The sequence below is a fragment of the Streptomyces sp. NBC_01166 genome, assembly GCF_045039765.1.
In the GTDB taxonomy this organism is placed as follows: domain Bacteria; phylum Actinomycetota; class Actinomycetes; order Streptomycetales; family Streptomycetaceae; genus Streptomyces.
In genome coordinates, this window is the sequence record NZ_CP108613.1 from 3,121,276 (window position 1) to 3,135,269 (window position 13,994).

The following is a 13,994-nucleotide window of genomic DNA, read 5'->3' on the forward strand; positions in this document are numbered from 1 at the left end:
GTCCATGGCCGAGGAATCCGGGGAACCACAGCCGCGTACGCAGAACCTCCAGGAGGTCGCCCAGGCGGCGGCCCGCGCTTTCGATCTGGTGCCCGCGGGGCCCGACGAGGCGGGCACGGGCAGCGGACTGGCCCAGCGTCTGGAGACCGACCCGGAGACGGTGGAACGCGACCTCATCAAACTGGTGCTGACGATCGTCGAACTGCTGCGCCAGCTCATGGAGCGCACCGCTCTGCACCGGGTCGACGTGGGCGATCTCCGTGAGGACCAGGAGGAACGCATCGGCATGACGCTGATGATCCTCCAGGACCGGATGTCGGAACTCTGCGAGCGCTACGACCTCACCATGGAGGACCTCAACCTGGATCTGGGGCCGCTGGGTTCACTTCTTCCACGGGATTCCGGCTGAATTTTCACCGGACCGTTTCGAGCCGCAGCGAGGGGTAACACGAACACCATGACTGCAGAGAGCGAAGAATCCAAGAAGGTAAACGGTTCTGCGGCGAAGGCCGGTACGGGTGCCAGGACGGCCGCCGCCAAGGGGCGACAGACCACAGCGGCAGCCAACAACCACGCCAAGTCCGGCTCGGCGGTCGCAGCCTCGAAGGCCAAGTCATCGGCGCAGGACGCCAAGTCCTCCGCCGGGGAAGCCGTCCACTCGGCGGAGACCGGAGTGCGGTCGGCCGGACAGGCGACGAAGCGCGCAGCGGTCGCCGGCTGGGACACGGGCCGGCAGACCGTCCTGGACACAGCGGGGAAGGTGACCTCGACGGCCACCACCGCGTGGACGGTCGTCAAGCACCGCAAGGCCATAGCGGTGGGAGCCGCCGCGGGCATCGGCGGTCTCCTGGGCGGCGCGTTCGCCCTCGGACGCCAGACGGCCAAGACCCATGCCGGACCGATCACCCGCCTCACCGGCGGCCGGATCTGACCGCACCGCGGCCATGCCGCGCACGCTCCCCGAGAGGGCCGACAGACCACTGTCGGCCCTCTTCCGTGCCTGCGGGGTCAGGACGACTCGCGCACCACCAGCTCCGTGGGCAGCACGATCCTCGGGCGCTCCTCCGCCCCGTCGCCCGACGAGCGGTTCGCGATCTCCTGGAGCAGGACGCGGGTCATCGTGCGGCCCATCTCCTCGATCGGCTGGCGCACGCTCGTCAGGGGCGGGTCCATGTGGCGGGCCACCGCGGAGTCGTCGAAGCCGATCAGGGCCACGTCGTCCGGGATGCGGCGGCCGGACTCGCGCAGGACCTGGCGGGCGCCCGCGGCCATCACGTCGGAGGCGGCGAAGACCGCGTCCACGTCGGGACGGCGCTCCAGCAGCTCCCGCATCGCGCGGGCGCCGCCCTCCTCGCTGAAGTCGGCAGGGGCGATCAGCCGTTCGTCGGGGTCGAGGCCGGCCGCGGCGATGGCCTTGCGGTAGCCGTCGAGGCGGCGCTGGGCGCCGTAGACGTCCAGGCGGCCGGTGATCGTGGCGATGGAGCGGCGGCCTCGCGATATGAAGTGGTCGACGGCCGCGCGGGCGCCCTCGAAGTTGTCGGAGTCCACGGAGGGCAGCGTCTCCGCCGCGTGCCTGCGGCCGCTGATCACGGCGGGCATGCCGAGCTGTTCGAGGAGGTCCGGCAGCGGATCGTCGGCGTGGACGGAGACCAGGAGCACCCCGTCGACCCGGTGCGCGGTCAGGTACTGGGCCAGCCGGCGGCGCTCGCGGTCGTTGCCCGCGAGGGTCAGCAGCAGCTGCATCTCCGTGTCGGCGAGGGCCGCGCCGACGCCCCGCACGATGTCGGAGAAGTAGGGCTCGGCGAAGAACCGTGTCTCGGACTCGGGCACGACGAGCGCGATGGCGTCCGTGCGGTTGCCCGCGAGGGCACGGGCCGCGCGGTTGGGTACATAACCCAGTTCGGCGACCGCCGCCTCGACCGCCTCCCGGGTCTGTGCGCTGACCCGCGGCGAGCCGTTGATGACGCGTGAGGCCGTGCCCCTCCCCACTCCGGCCCGGGCCGCTACCTCTTCGAGCGTGGGCCGCCCGCCACTCCGTACTCGCGCTGCCGCCATGGCTGCCTCCCGTTCGCGGTCAATTTCTCACAGCGGGTTGGCCAAACCAAGTCCCACCGTCCGATCCCTTGACACTTGTCAGGACCCAGCGGTCCCTGCAGCGCCACAACTCTTGGGAGCGCTCCCAAGCGTACGGGGTCCGGATGACGAACACGTAAGGCGGGCGGGCGAACACGGAGAAGCGGGACCCGGCGGTGTGCCGGGTCCCGCTTCTCCGTGCCGGTCGGGGTCAGACGGTGCCGACCGGGGGCAGTGCGTGGCGGCGGATCACGTCGGAGTACCAGTGGGCGCTCGTCTTGGGGATCCGGCGCTGGGAGGCGTAGTCGACGTACACCGCGCCGAAGCGCTTCGAATAGCCGTACGCCCACTCGAAGTTGTCCATGAGCGACCAGAGGAAGTAGCCGCGGACGTCCGCGCCGTCGGCGACCGCCCGCTGTACGGCGTCGAGGTGACCGTGCAGGTACGCCACCCGCTCCGGGTCCGCGACCTTGCCCTCGGGTGAGACGTAGTCGTCGAACGCGGCGCCGTTCTCGGTGACCATCAGCGGCAGGCCCGGGTGGTCCCTGGTGACGTCCATGAGCAGGCTGTAGAGCCCGTCGGGGTCGATCGACCAGTCCATGGCGGTGCGCTCCTTCCCCTCGGCGAGGTGGAAGGCGACGTGCTCGGAACCGGGCCAGGGGGAATGGTCGCTGGCGCCGTGGGCGTCGCTGCGCGCGTAGTCGGCGCCGTCCACCGGGGTGGAGACCAGCGTCGGCGTGTAGTAGTTGATGCCGAGGGCGTCGACCGGGCGGGAGATGGTGGCGAGGTCGCCGTCCCTGACCAGCTTCGACCAGTCCACCAGGTGCGAGGTGTCGGTGATCAGGTCCTCGGGGTACTCCCCGCGCAGCATCGGGCCGGTGAAGACGCGGTTGCCGACCGCGTCGATGCGGCGGGCGGCGTCCGCGTCGGCCTCGCTGCCGGTGAGCGGGCGGACCTGGTGGAGGTTGAGGGTGACCGAGGTCTGCGCGGAAGCGGGGAGTTGGGCGCGCAGAACCTCGATCGCCCGGCCATGGGCGAGGTTGAGGTGATGGGCCGCCTGCAGCGCCGCTGCGGGCTCGGTACGGCCGGGGGCGTGCACACCGGAGGCGTAACCGAGGTAGGCCGAGCACCAGGGCTCGTTGAGGGTGGTCCACATGCCGACGCGGTCACCGAGGGCGCCCGACACGATGGCGGCGTAGTCGGCGAAACGGTCGGCGGTCACGCGCTCGGGCCAGCCGCCGGCGTCCTCCAGCTCCTGGGGCAGGTCCCAGTGGTAGAGGGTGGCGACGGGCATGATGCCGGCGTCCAGCAGCTCGTCGACGAGCTTGCGGTAGAAGTCCAGGCCGCGCTCGACGGCGGGGCCGCGGCCGGTGGGCTGGACCCGGGACCAGGAGACGGAGAAGCGGTACGCCTTCAGCCCGAGCTGCTTCATGAGCGCGACGTCGTCGCGGTAGCGGTGGTAGTGGTCGGCGGCGATGTCACCGGTGTCGCCGTTGCGGACCTTGCCGGGCGTACGGCTGAAGGTGTCCCAGATGGACGGCGTGCGGCCGTCCTCGGCGGCGGCGCCCTCGACCTGGTAGGAGGCGGTCGCCGCGCCCCAGATGAAGCCCGTGGGGAACTGTGCCTCGGGCGCCTGCTTCGGGGTGGTGTCGGGTCGTACGGCTGTCATGCGGGAGCGCTCCCATGGGGTGGAGGGACGGGGACGGGGAAGTGCGGGACCCGGCAACCGTACGGCCTGTGGTCAGGTACAGGCCGTACGGGCGGCCGGGTGCGGACCGCGGCGGACGGGCAGGTCAGCCCTTGACGGCGCCGGACATGATGCCCCCGACGATCTGCTTGCCGAAGATCACGAAGACGACGAGCAGGGGCAGGGTGCTGATCAGCGCGCCCGCCATGACGATGCTCTGGTCGGGTACGTAGGACGCGCTCAGCTGGCCGAGGGCCACCTGGATCGTGGGGTTCTCCGCATTCAGTGCGAGGTAGGGCCAGAAGAAGTCGTTCCAGGCCTGGACGAAGGTGAGCATGCCGAGCACCATCATGGCCGGTCGGGCGACCGGGAGCACGATGCTCCACACGATGCGGAGGTTGTTCGCCCCATCCACCCGGCCCGCCTCGATGAGCTCGTACGGCAGCGCCTCCAGGAGGTACTGGCGCATGAAGAACACACCGAACGCGCTCACCAGGGTCGGGAAGATCACCGACTCCAGCTGACCGCCCCAGCCGATGTCCGACATCATCATGAACAGCGGTACGACGCTGAGCTGCGGGGGGATCGTCAGCGTGGCGATGACCGCGGTCATCAGCGCGCCACGACCCTTGAAGCGCATCTTGGCGAAGGCGTAACCGGCCAGCGTGCAGAAGAACAGAGTCGCCAGTGTGATGCTGGCGGACACGATCACCGTGTTGACGATGGCCTTGCCGAGGCTGGCCTGTTCCCAGGCCGCCTGGAGGTTGTGGAACAGGTTGCCGCCCGGGATGAGCGGGGGCGTGGTGTCCAGGATCTCGTCCTGGGTACGGGACGCGGCCACGAGCGTCCAGTACAGCGGGAACAGCGAGCCGATGCCGACGACGGCGAGGGCGAAGTAGGCGAAGGGGCCCGCGTGGTGCTGACGGCCGGCGCCGGGCTTGAAGCCGCGGCGACGCGGGGGTTCGTCGTGGACGGGGGCCTTGGAGACGCGCCGGTGGTCCGAAGCGGTGATGGGGCTTGTGGTGGTCATGGATATCGCTCCCGTCAGGCCGCGGTCTTGCGCCCGAGGCGCCCGATGAGCCAGTTGATCGCGGCAATGAGCAGCAGCAGGACGAGCATGGCCCAGGCGACTGCGGCGGCCGTACCGAGGTGCCCGAGGTTCCAGCCGTAGTTGAACAGGTAGATGCTGAGCGTCTCGTACTGGTGCTCGGTGCCGCCCTGCGCACCGTTGGTGCCTCCTTCGAGAAGGAGGGGCTCACCGAACAGCTGCATGGAACCGATGGTCGAGATGACGATCGTGAAGAGGATCGTCGGTCGCAGCGCCGGGATCGTCACGTTACGGAACTGCTGCCAGCGCGAGGCACCGTCGAGCGAGGCCGCCTCGTACAGATCGGACGGCACGGCCTGCATCGCGGCGAGGTAGATCAGGGTGTTGTAACCCGTCCAGCGCCAGATCACGATGACGGCGATGGCGATGTTGGACGTCCAGTGGCCGTTGACCCAGTTCGTCTCACCGAAACCGAAGAACCCGAGCACCCAGTTCAACAGGCCGCCGTCGGCCCGGAACACCAGGGCGAAGACGAGAGCCGCGGAGGCCACCGAGGTGGCGTACGGGGTGAGAATCACCGTGCGCCAGAAGGTACTGGCCCGCAGTTTGTAGTTCAGCAGGTGGGCGAGGCCCAGCGCGACCATCAGCTGCGGGACGGTCGAGATGACGCCGATGACGAACGTGTTGGTGACCGCGGTCCAGAACTCGGAGTCCTGCAGGATGGTGCTGAAGTTCTCCCAGCCGACCCATTCCATCTGGTCGAGGCCGGTCATCTCCACCTTGTGCAGGGCGATCCAGCCGGTGTAGACGAGGGGGTAGAGCCCAAAGGCTCCGAAGACGAGGAAGAACGGCGCGATGTAGGCGTACGGCGACGCCTTGTCGTCGAATCGCCACAGCCAGCTGCGCCATGCCTGGCGACCGGGAGTCATGGGCTTCGGGGCACGGCGGCCGGGCCGGGAGCCTTGTGCGCCCCGCGTGGGGGTCGTGGTTGCCACAGGTGGGAGTCCTTCCCTGGGGTGTGCCGACACCGCAGGGGCAGGCCGGGCCTCTGGTCAGGTCCGGCAGAGGTGTCGGAGAAGGTGCGCGGCGCCGGTGGAGAAACCGGCACCGGTGCGGGCCGGCCGGGACGCGTGGAAGTCGTCCCGGCCGCCCGCACCGGCGAAGATCAGCCGACCACCTTGTCGATGTCGTTGATGGCGGCGTCCCAGGCGGCATCCGGCTTGGTGCCCCGCTGCTCCATGTTGTTGATCTGCTTGGAGAAGGTGTCCTTGATCACGCCGTCCTTCGGGCCGAGCACCGCGGCCGGGATGATCTGCGCTTCTTCGGCGTAGATCTCACCGATGGGGGCGTTGTTGAAGTACTCGAGCTTGGCGGTCTTCACGTCGGGGAGGTCGTAGGCGCCCTTGTTCGACGGGAAGAGACCGGCGGCCTTGAACACGGCGGCCTGCTGCTCGGGCGCGGTCAGCCACTTGACGAGCTCACCGGCCTCCTTGACGTGCTTGCCCTTCGCGGGCACGGAGAGGAAGGAACCGCCCCAGTTGGCCGCGGTCTCACCCGGGGTGCGGGCGATGTCCCACTTGCCCTTGTACTTGTCGCCGGAGTACGTGGCTATCTGCGCGGCCATCCACGCGGGACACGCCACGGTGGCCATGGTGCCCTGGCGCAGAGCGGCCTTCCACGGGTCCTGGAACTGGGCCAGGCCCTGGGTCAGCTTCTTGTCGACCGCCTCGGAGGCGAGCTTCCAGCCCGCCTTGACGCCGGCGCTCTCCTTGTAGATCGGGTCGCCGTTCTTCGCGTAGTACTGCTCCGAGCCGGAGCTCACCACGCCGTTGTACATGGCGCTGGCGGAGTCCATGAAGAAGGTGCCCTTGGGGGCCTTCTTCTTGTACTCCTCGCCGAGCTTGAGGTAGTCCTCCCAGCCGCCGGCGAGCTTCGCGGCGACTTCCTCGCGGTCGGTGGGCAGTCCGGCCTGCTCGAACAGGTCACGGCGGTAGCAGATGGACATCGGGCCGATGTCGGTACCGGCGCCGATCACCTTGCCGTCGTCGGTGGTCGCCTGCAGCGCCTTCCAGTTCACCCACTGGCTGGTGTCGATGACCTTGGACAGGTCGGCGAAGGCGTCCGCCTTGGTGTCGACGAGTTCCTTCGCGCGGCCGACTTCGATGCCCTGCACGTCGGCCAGGCCGCTGCCCGTGTTGAGCTGCTGGAGGAACTTGGTGTAGTAGACCGGCTCTTCGGCGGCGGTGTTCGCCTTGACCGTGATGTTCGGGTGGAGCTCGTGGTACTTCTCGAAGAGCTTCGCCTCCTTGTACCCGAACTGTCCGAAGTCGGCGAGGGTCAGGGTGATGTTCCCGTCCGCGTCGGCCTCGTCGGAATCCGAGCCGGAATCGCCGCAGCCGGTCAGCAGCAGGGCGGCGGCCGTGAGGCCCGTTGTGGCCATGATGGCGGTTCTGCGGCTTCGACCTGCGACGGTGCGGGTGATGCGCATTCCACTACTCCTTGTTCCAGGGTGGGACTTGCGTTCGAACTGCGGCATACGCGCTGGTGGGTGCGGGTGCCGGTGGTACGGAGAGGGCATGGGCGGTGCCGTCCCCGTACGAGCGAAAAACCTCGTCCGAGATGGGAGCGCTCCCATGCGCTGATGCCGGAAGATTGCTACCTCGCGGGGTGGGTGTCAAGAGTTGAAGACGCTTCCGTTGCCCGAGCGTGTCCTGCAAGTCACGGGAACGTGTCCGACCGAGGGCTTGCGTTTACCTCCGCACCCTGCATGCGCAGCGCACAGGAATCCCAATTGCCGCAGGTCACAAGGGTGTTGGCCGCCCATATGCCTCTCCGGACGCGAGAAGGGACGGTCCGTCGCACAGATTCCCGCGCCATGCCCGAAAGGGCCGCGCCGCCCCCCGCCCCCGCGAGATGCCCGCCGGAAAATGAACGGGACGGGGGGTTCCGGGGGTGCACAGGGGGGTCATGGGGCGTTTCCGTGTTCTTTCCCCGAACTCCACTGCGGCGCGGGGAGGTTCCGGTTCCTCCCGTAGGGCCGGGCAAAGCAGGGCCCCTCCGCGCACCGGGGACCGGGCGTGGAGGGGTACGAAGGGGACGCGCGTCCCGGCCGGGTGTGGGGGGCGTGGGGGCGGCCGGGACGCGCGCGTCGGGGTGGTGGCCGAAGGGGCGGTGCGGACTATCCGAAGGCGCCGAACGCCTTGGTGAAGGCCAGCGGCTCCTGGAGGATCGAGCTGCAGGTGGCGTCCGCGGTCGGCTTAGCACCGCCCTCGCACTGCGCGTCCCGCGTGCCCGACCACATCGCCAGCCGGCCGATGCCCTTCTGCTGGGCGAACTCCACCAGCTGCGTGGCGTCCTCGACGGTGAAGATCTCGGTGGCGACGTCGTTCACGCCGATCATCGGGGTGACCGCGACGGCCTTCCAGGCCTCCGCGTCCGTGAGCCCGAGCACTCCCTTGATCTGGGCCTGCGTGGCGGTGGCCGCCTGGGTGGCGTAGTCGCCCATGTCCTCGCTGTACGAAGCCCCGTAGTCCATCGCCATGATGTTGACCGCGTCGATGGATACGCCGTTCTTCTTCGCGTCCGCGATCAGGTCCACGCCCGGCTGGGTCAGCCCCTCGGGCATGACGGGCAGCGTGAAGGACACGTCGAGACCGGGGTGCGACTTCTGGAGCTGGGCGATGGCGGCCGAGCGGCGGGAGTTGGCGGCGGTGTCGGGCAGCGCGCCGCCTTCGATGTCGAAGTCGACCTTGGTCAGCTCGTACGTGTCGATGACTTCGGCGTACGCCGCGGCGAGCTCCTCCGCCGAGGAACAGTGCAGCGCCAGTTCGGCGCCGGCCGCCCCGCCGAAGGAGACCCGCACGTCGCCGCCCTCGGCCCGCAGCGCGCCGATCTGGGCGGCCACCTTGTCGTCGGTGAGTCCCGTGACCCCGCCCCAGAGCGGGGCGCAGCTGCCGCCCGACGTGATGAACGCCAGGTTGAACTCCTTGACACCGGTCCTGGACGCGGTGTCCAGGAGGTCGTAGGCGGGGTGGAGCGACGTGTCGACGTACGGGGCGAATCCGGCTCCGCCGGCCGTGCCGCCCGGTGTCCCGGACGGCTCGGCCGTCGCGGTCTTCGTGGGCGTGGCTTCCTCCGTCGGCGTCGACGTGGGCGCCGGGGTGGAGGTGGGCGCCGGGGTCTCGGTCGGGCGTCCGCTGGGTTCCGGGGTCGTGCCGCCGTCCGCGGAGCAGGCGGCGTCGTTGATGCGGCAGCCTTCCGGATCGGCGGCGGCCGTCGCGGAGGCGGACTTGGTGACGAAGCCGACCGTCACGGACGCGCCCGGAGCGATGTCCTTGTTCCAGCTCTCGGGCTTCACGGTGACGTGGTTGCCGCTGACGGTGTGCTCGCCGTTCCAGAGCGAGTCGATCTCCGTACCGGCGGGCAGGTCGAATTCGAGCGTCCAGCCCGACTGGACCGTCCCTGTGTCGTTCGAGACGACGTACTGCCCGGTGTAGCCACCGGTCCAGCCGCTGGCCCTCGTGTACGTGGCGCCCACGGCCGCCGCCTGCGCGGTGCCGGTGAGCGCGAAGACCGTGCCGCCCACGACGGCCGCGGCGACGAGGGCACCGACGGCCTTCGTGCGGGTGCTCGTCGTGCGGCGGTGCGTACTGGTGGCCATCGCGTGCCTCTGTCCTGCCGGGGGGGTGATTGCGTCTGCACGCTAGCCGCCGCCAACCAGGCAAAAGGTACTCATGGGACCCGAGTTGATGTTCTTAGGGTTTGCTTAAGGGAGACATCGGTGCCGGTTAAGACCGGCTGTCCCTGGGGTTCGGGCCGGACCCCTGAACGCCTCGGAACTCCGCGTTCCGGCCTCGCGCTCCCCGGGGTCCCCGCCTTCCGGTACGCCGCCCCACCCGGTGGCCCCGGCGTGCGCGCTCGGCCGGCCCGCCGTCGAGCCCTATCCAGATGCGCACCTCGGTGCCGCCGAGCACCGACCGCCCGATCCGCAGGTCACCGCCGGTGGATTCGGCGACCCTGCGGACGATGTCGAGACCGAGGCCGGTGGAACCCACCTCGCCCCGAGCTCCGTTCCGCCCGCTGGCACCCCTGGCCAGGGCGGATTCCGGATCGGGTATCCCGGGACCGGCGTCCGAGACCAGCACGATCACCGCGTGGCCCGTGTGGTGCACGTCGACGGCGAAGGCGGTGCCTTCCGGGGTGTGCCGGAAGACGTTGCCGAGCAGCGCGTCCAGAGCGGCGGCCAGCTCGGGCCGGGCCACCGGGATCCGTACGGTGCGGTCCACGCCCGCCAGCCGCACCGTGCGCCCCTCGTCCTCGGCCAGCGCCGACCAGAACCCCATGCGTTCCCGGATGACCTCCGACGCGTCGCACCCGGCTCCCGCCCCCGTCTGCCCGCCCTGGGTCTGCGGGCGCTGTTCCCGGGCCGTACGGATGATCGTGTCGACCTCGTGCTCCAGCTGTTCGACGGCCGCCCTGGTCTGCTCGGCGGCCGGGCCCTCGCCCAGCGAGGCGGCGTTGAGGCGGAGCACGGTCAGCGGGGTGCGGAGCCGGTGCGAGAGGTCGGCGGCCAGTTCGCGTTCGTTGGCCAGGAGCTGGACCACCTGGTCGGCCATCGAGTTGAAGGCGACCGCCGCGGAGCGGAGCTCGGTGGGACCCTCCTCGGGGACCCGGGTGCCCAGCCGGCCCTCCCCCAGGTCCTGGGCGGCGCCCGCGAGCCGCTGGGCGGGCTCCACCATCCGTACGCCGAGCCGGTCGGCCACGGCCACCGAGCCGACGATCAGCGCGATCCCGACCGCGGCGAGCACCAGCCAGGCCGTGCCGACGCCGTTGGAGACCTCGTCCTCGGGCACGAACACCTCGACGACCGCGATGCCTCCGGAGCCGAGCGCGGTGGGCTGGAGCAGCGCGGAGCCGCCGGGCACCTCGGCGATGGAGGCGCGGCCCGACTTCCGTACGGTCTCCAGGTCCTCGCGGGTGGCGCGCCGGGTGCCGATCTCCAGGCGGTCGCCGCCCTGTCCGGCTGCGGGGACGTGGACCGCCAGGCGTCCCCGGCCGCCGGGCTCGGTGGACAGGACGGCCCGGGTCAGCTCCTCACGGTCGGTGGTGATGGTGAGGGTGGGGCCGATCGTGGCGGCCTGCCGCTCGGCGTCGGAGAAGGCACGGTCACGGGCCATCTCCTTGATGACGAGCCCGAGCGGGACGGCGAACGCGATCACGACCATGGCGGTGACCGCCAGGCAGACCTTGACCAGGGCCCATCTCATGCGGACGGCCCGGTGGCAGGAGGTTCGAGCTTGACGCCGACTCCGCGCAGGGTGTGCAGATAGCGCGGCCGGGCGGCCGTCTCGCCCAGTTTGCGGCGCAGCCAGGAGAGATGGACGTCGATGGTCTGGTCGTCCCCGTAGGACTGCTTCCAGACCTCGGCCAGCAGCTCGCGGCGCGCGACGACGACGCCGGGGCGGCCGGCGAGGAAGGCCAGCAGGTCGAATTCACGGCGGGTCAGGTCCAGCGCGGCGCCGTCCAGTTCGGCCTGGCGGCGCAGCGGGTCGATGGAGAGCCCGCCGACCTGGAGGACCCGCGGGGGCGGCGCCTGGGCGCCGGGGCCGCGGGTGCGGCGCAGGACGGCCGCCATGCGGGCGGAGAGGTGCTCCACCGAGAACGGTTTGGTCAGGTAGTCGTCGGCGCCGTCGTTGAGCAGCCTGACTATCTCGGCCTCGTTGTCCCGCGCGGTCGCGATGATCACGGGTACGTCGGTGATGGAGCGCAGCATCTTCAGAGCCTCGGAGCCGTCGAGGTCGGGCAGCCCGAGGTCGAGGACGACGACGTCGAAGCGGAAGTGCGCGACTTCGCGCAGTGCTTCGAGCGCGGTCCCGACGCTCCGTACGGTGTGCGAGGCCTCGGTCAGGTGCCGGATGAGGGCGGAACGTACGAACTGGTCGTCCTCGACCACGAGCACACTAGGCATGCGCCGCACCGTAGCCCATCCGGAGTAACAGAGTCCCCTCCAGGACAGCACGTGTGCGGGTGGTGCAGGATGTGCCCGATGCAACGAGGACTCGTACACGCGATCGCGTGGTCGCTCGCCACGGGAGCGGCGGTGACCCTGTCGTGGTGGGGCGTGCACACGGTCATGTCGGGGACCGCCTACGACCCTCCGCGCGCGGTTCCGATCTCGGTGGGGGCGCGTGGCGCGCAGGCGACGGACGAGCCGGTGTCGTCCTCGACGCACCGCGCGCTGCCTCCCCCCTCGCCGAGTGCCACCGCCTCCCGCTCCACGGCCCCGGCGTCCCCACGGCCCTCCCGGAAACCGTCCTCCCGGCCGCCGGCCGCGAGCAGCGGGGCGGCGGAGCCCCCCGCGTCCCCGGCCGCCTCGGGCGAGGTGAAGAGCTACCCGACGCGCGGGGGCAGGGTCGTCCTGGAGCTGGCGGAGGCCTCGGCGAAGCTGGTCTCTGCGACGCCGGAGCCGGGCTGGTCGATGCAGGTGTGGACGAACCCGGAGTGGATCCGGGTGGACTTCAGCGACGGGGCGGGTGCGACGGTGTCGGTGTTCTGCACCTGGAACGGACACCCACCGGTCGTGGAGACAGTGGACCAGTAGTCCGGTTACGAGAACGCGTCGGGCGGCGGGGCCGGCGACGGCTTGGCGCCCGCGTCGGTGACGGCTGCGGCGCCTCCCGTGAAGTCGGCGAGCGCGCGGCCCTGTTCGACACGGCCGGGGTGCGGGTCGCTCGCGACCCGCCGGGTCAGATCGGCGACGGCGATCGGCAGGTCGGAGGCGACCAGGACCGCGTTCCCGAAGCGTCGGCCGCGCCAGACGGTCGGATCGGCGGCCAGGGCCAGCTCGGGGAAGAGCGAGGCGGCCGTGGCGATCTGGCCGCGCAGATGGGCGAGCGGCGGGCCGTCCGCGAGGTTGGCGGCGTACTGCCCGCCGGGCTTCAACACCCGGCGCACCTCGGCGAGGAATTCGACGGAGGTGAGGTGCGCGGGGGTGCGGGCCCCGCCGAAGACATCGGCGATGACGAGGTCGGCCCAGCCGTCCTGGATCCTGCCGAGCCCGGCCCGGGCGTCCGCCGAACGGACCCGTATCCGCGCCTGTGGGTCCAGGGGCAGTTCCCGCCGCACCAGTTGGACGAGGGGCGCGTCGATCTCCACGATCTGCTGCGTGGAACGCGGGCGGCTCGCGGCGATGTACCGGGCGAGCGTGAAGGCTCCGCCGCCGAGGTGCACCACTTGGAGGGGCCGGCCGGCCGGCGCGGCGAGATCGATGACATGGCCGAGCCTGCGCTGGTATTCGAACGAGAGGTACGCGGGATCGTCCAGGTCCACATGGGACTGCGGGGCCCCGTCCAGCAGCAGCGTCCACGCGCGCGGGCGCTCACGGTCGGGCACGAGCTCGGCGAGGCCGCCGTCCACCGTCGCGGAGACGGACTCCTGCCGGCGCTCGGACCGCTTCCGGTCGCTCGCGCCCCGGGCCGCTGCCGCTCCTCGACGTGCCACGCGCGCTCGTCCCCACTGCTCACCGGTTCGGCCGGTCCCCGGTAGGGCCGGCGACGGCGGGAAACCCCGCCCACCTGGCCATTATGGCCTCAGCGGCAGTTGTCGGCCGCCTCGATGAGCCTGGCCGCCTGGTCGAGGGCGGCCCGGAGGACGGCCGGATCGGTGACCGGGGTCTCCTCGGCGGGCGGCAGGAGCCACCCCCCTCCGATCACGGGCGGCTCGGCGGGCACGCGCAGCCCGCGGCCGTCCGTCCTCGTACAGGCGCTGCCGGGTACGTCCCACGCCTCCGCCGTGCCGGGCGGCACCAGGAAACCGAGGACGGCGCAGGCTCCGTCGTGCAGGACCGGGCCGACCGGCTCGTTCTCCGCTCCCCTGCGCAGGATGTCCACGGCCTCCAGGCCCTGACGCGCCGGGACGGTCACCAGGTCGCACGGTGTGATCTCCGGGGCCCTGTCCATGTGAGGCAAGGGAACCCCTCCTCTCGTCTCGACGAGACGGTGCCGCGCCCCGTCTCCTCATGGACCAACGCGCCGACGGCGTCAAGGGCTACGGCGGCACGCCGCCGCAAAGGATGGCAGTTCATGGCGGATCACGGGCGAGATGTCCGCTTTATTGCTAAACGCTGCGTGTGCGCTCTGTCACAGCAGGTACGTTCTTGCTCCGCCGGGACACCGGAAGCAGGAGCCC

13 protein-coding genes are annotated in these 13,994 nt (G+C 70.8%); 3 read left to right on the forward strand and 10 right to left on the reverse strand.

Going from position 1 to position 13,994, the window contains the following annotated elements; translation table 11 throughout:
• Nucleotides 1–4: 4 nt before the first annotated feature.
• Nucleotides 5–409: a gas vesicle protein K gene (locus OG379_RS14375; protein WP_405668503.1), complete on the forward strand. Its 405-nt coding sequence runs from the start codon at nucleotides 5–7 to the stop codon at nucleotides 407–409.
• Between the two features lie 48 nt (nucleotides 410–457).
• Nucleotides 458–931: a hypothetical protein gene (locus OG379_RS14380; protein WP_405662711.1), complete on the forward strand. Its 474-nt coding sequence runs from the start codon at nucleotides 458–460 to the stop codon at nucleotides 929–931.
• A gap of 77 nt (nucleotides 932–1,008) precedes the next feature.
• Here OG379_RS14380 and OG379_RS14385 read toward each other — a convergent pair whose 3' ends face one another.
• From OG379_RS14385 to OG379_RS14420, 8 genes are all read right to left on the reverse strand, one after another.
• A complete protein-coding gene (locus OG379_RS14385; protein ID WP_393759023.1) occupies nucleotides 1,009–2,055 on the reverse strand; it encodes a LacI family DNA-binding transcriptional regulator in 1,047 nt (348 codons plus the stop codon).
• 229 nt (nucleotides 2,056–2,284) lie between these two features.
• Complete coding sequence (locus tag OG379_RS14390; protein WP_405662714.1) at nucleotides 2,285–3,742, reverse strand: GH1 family beta-glucosidase; 1,458 nt, start codon at nucleotides 3,740–3,742, stop codon at nucleotides 2,285–2,287.
• 124 nt (nucleotides 3,743–3,866) lie between these two features.
• Nucleotides 3,867–4,790, reverse strand: a complete 924-nt coding sequence (locus OG379_RS14395; protein ID WP_405662716.1) for a carbohydrate ABC transporter permease — start codon at nucleotides 4,788–4,790, stop codon at nucleotides 3,867–3,869.
• A 14-nt stretch (nucleotides 4,791–4,804) separates the two neighbouring features.
• A complete protein-coding gene (locus tag OG379_RS14400) occupies nucleotides 4,805–5,803 on the reverse strand; it encodes a carbohydrate ABC transporter permease (protein ID WP_405662718.1) in 999 nt (332 codons plus the stop codon).
• A 170-nt stretch (nucleotides 5,804–5,973) separates the two neighbouring features.
• Nucleotides 5,974–7,296: an ABC transporter substrate-binding protein gene (locus OG379_RS14405; protein WP_405662721.1), complete on the reverse strand. Its 1,323-nt coding sequence runs from the start codon at nucleotides 7,294–7,296 to the stop codon at nucleotides 5,974–5,976.
• A gap of 690 nt (nucleotides 7,297–7,986) precedes the next feature.
• Nucleotides 7,987–9,468: a cellulose binding domain-containing protein gene (locus tag OG379_RS14410; RefSeq protein WP_405662723.1), complete on the reverse strand. Its 1,482-nt coding sequence runs from the start codon at nucleotides 9,466–9,468 to the stop codon at nucleotides 7,987–7,989.
• Nucleotides 9,469–9,595: 127 nt separating this feature from the next.
• On the reverse strand, nucleotides 9,596–11,074 hold the full coding sequence (locus tag OG379_RS14415; protein ID WP_405662726.1) for a sensor histidine kinase: 1,479 nt from the start codon (nucleotides 11,072–11,074) through the stop codon (nucleotides 9,596–9,598).
• Nucleotides 11,071–11,775, reverse strand: a complete 705-nt coding sequence (locus OG379_RS14420; protein ID WP_393765813.1) for a response regulator transcription factor — start codon at nucleotides 11,773–11,775, stop codon at nucleotides 11,071–11,073. The genes OG379_RS14415 and OG379_RS14420 overlap by 4 nt, the downstream gene beginning before the upstream one ends.
• A 78-nt stretch (nucleotides 11,776–11,853) precedes the next feature.
• Between OG379_RS14420 and OG379_RS14425 the strand changes: the two genes are divergently transcribed.
• Nucleotides 11,854–12,408 (forward strand): hypothetical protein, encoded by a 555-nt coding sequence (locus OG379_RS14425; protein ID WP_405662729.1) that lies wholly within the window; start codon nucleotides 11,854–11,856, stop codon nucleotides 12,406–12,408.
• A 5-nt stretch (nucleotides 12,409–12,413) separates the two neighbouring features.
• Here OG379_RS14425 and OG379_RS14430 read toward each other — a convergent pair whose 3' ends face one another.
• Entirely contained in the window at nucleotides 12,414–13,307 is an 894-nt protein-coding gene (locus OG379_RS14430; RefSeq protein WP_405662732.1) for a spermidine synthase, read from the reverse strand.
• 89 nt (nucleotides 13,308–13,396) lie between these two features.
• Nucleotides 13,397–13,765, reverse strand: coding sequence for a hypothetical protein (locus OG379_RS14435; protein ID WP_405668505.1), 369 nt, complete (start codon nucleotides 13,763–13,765; stop codon nucleotides 13,397–13,399).
• Nucleotides 13,766–13,994 lie beyond the last annotated feature (229 nt).

Excerpts from the sequence above, each read along its gene's own strand:
- OG379_RS14375 (WP_405668503.1), top strand. The coding sequence starts at position 5 with ATGGCCGAGGAATCCGGGGAACCACAGCCGCGTACGCAGAACCTCCAG.
- OG379_RS14380 (WP_405662711.1), top strand. The coding sequence starts at position 458 with ATGACTGCAGAGAGCGAAGAATCCAAGAAGGTAAACGGTTCTGCGGCG.
- OG379_RS14385 (WP_393759023.1), bottom strand. The coding sequence starts at position 2,055 with ATGGCGGCAGCGCGAGTACGGAGTGGCGGGCGGCCCACGCTCGAAGAG.
- OG379_RS14390 (WP_405662714.1), bottom strand. The coding sequence starts at position 3,742 with ATGACAGCCGTACGACCCGACACCACCCCGAAGCAGGCGCCCGAGGCA.
- OG379_RS14395 (WP_405662716.1), bottom strand. The coding sequence starts at position 4,790 with ATGACCACCACAAGCCCCATCACCGCTTCGGACCACCGGCGCGTCTCC.
- OG379_RS14405 (WP_405662721.1), bottom strand. The coding sequence starts at position 7,296 with ATGCGCATCACCCGCACCGTCGCAGGTCGAAGCCGCAGAACCGCCATC.
- OG379_RS14410 (WP_405662723.1), bottom strand. The coding sequence starts at position 9,468 with ATGGCCACCAGTACGCACCGCCGCACGACGAGCACCCGCACGAAGGCC.
- OG379_RS14415 (WP_405662726.1), bottom strand. The coding sequence starts at position 11,074 with ATGAGATGGGCCCTGGTCAAGGTCTGCCTGGCGGTCACCGCCATGGTC.
- OG379_RS14420 (WP_393765813.1), bottom strand. The coding sequence starts at position 11,775 with ATGCCTAGTGTGCTCGTGGTCGAGGACGACCAGTTCGTACGTTCCGCC.
- OG379_RS14425 (WP_405662729.1), top strand. The coding sequence starts at position 11,854 with ATGCAACGAGGACTCGTACACGCGATCGCGTGGTCGCTCGCCACGGGA.
- OG379_RS14435 (WP_405668505.1), bottom strand. The coding sequence starts at position 13,765 with ATGGACAGGGCCCCGGAGATCACACCGTGCGACCTGGTGACCGTCCCG.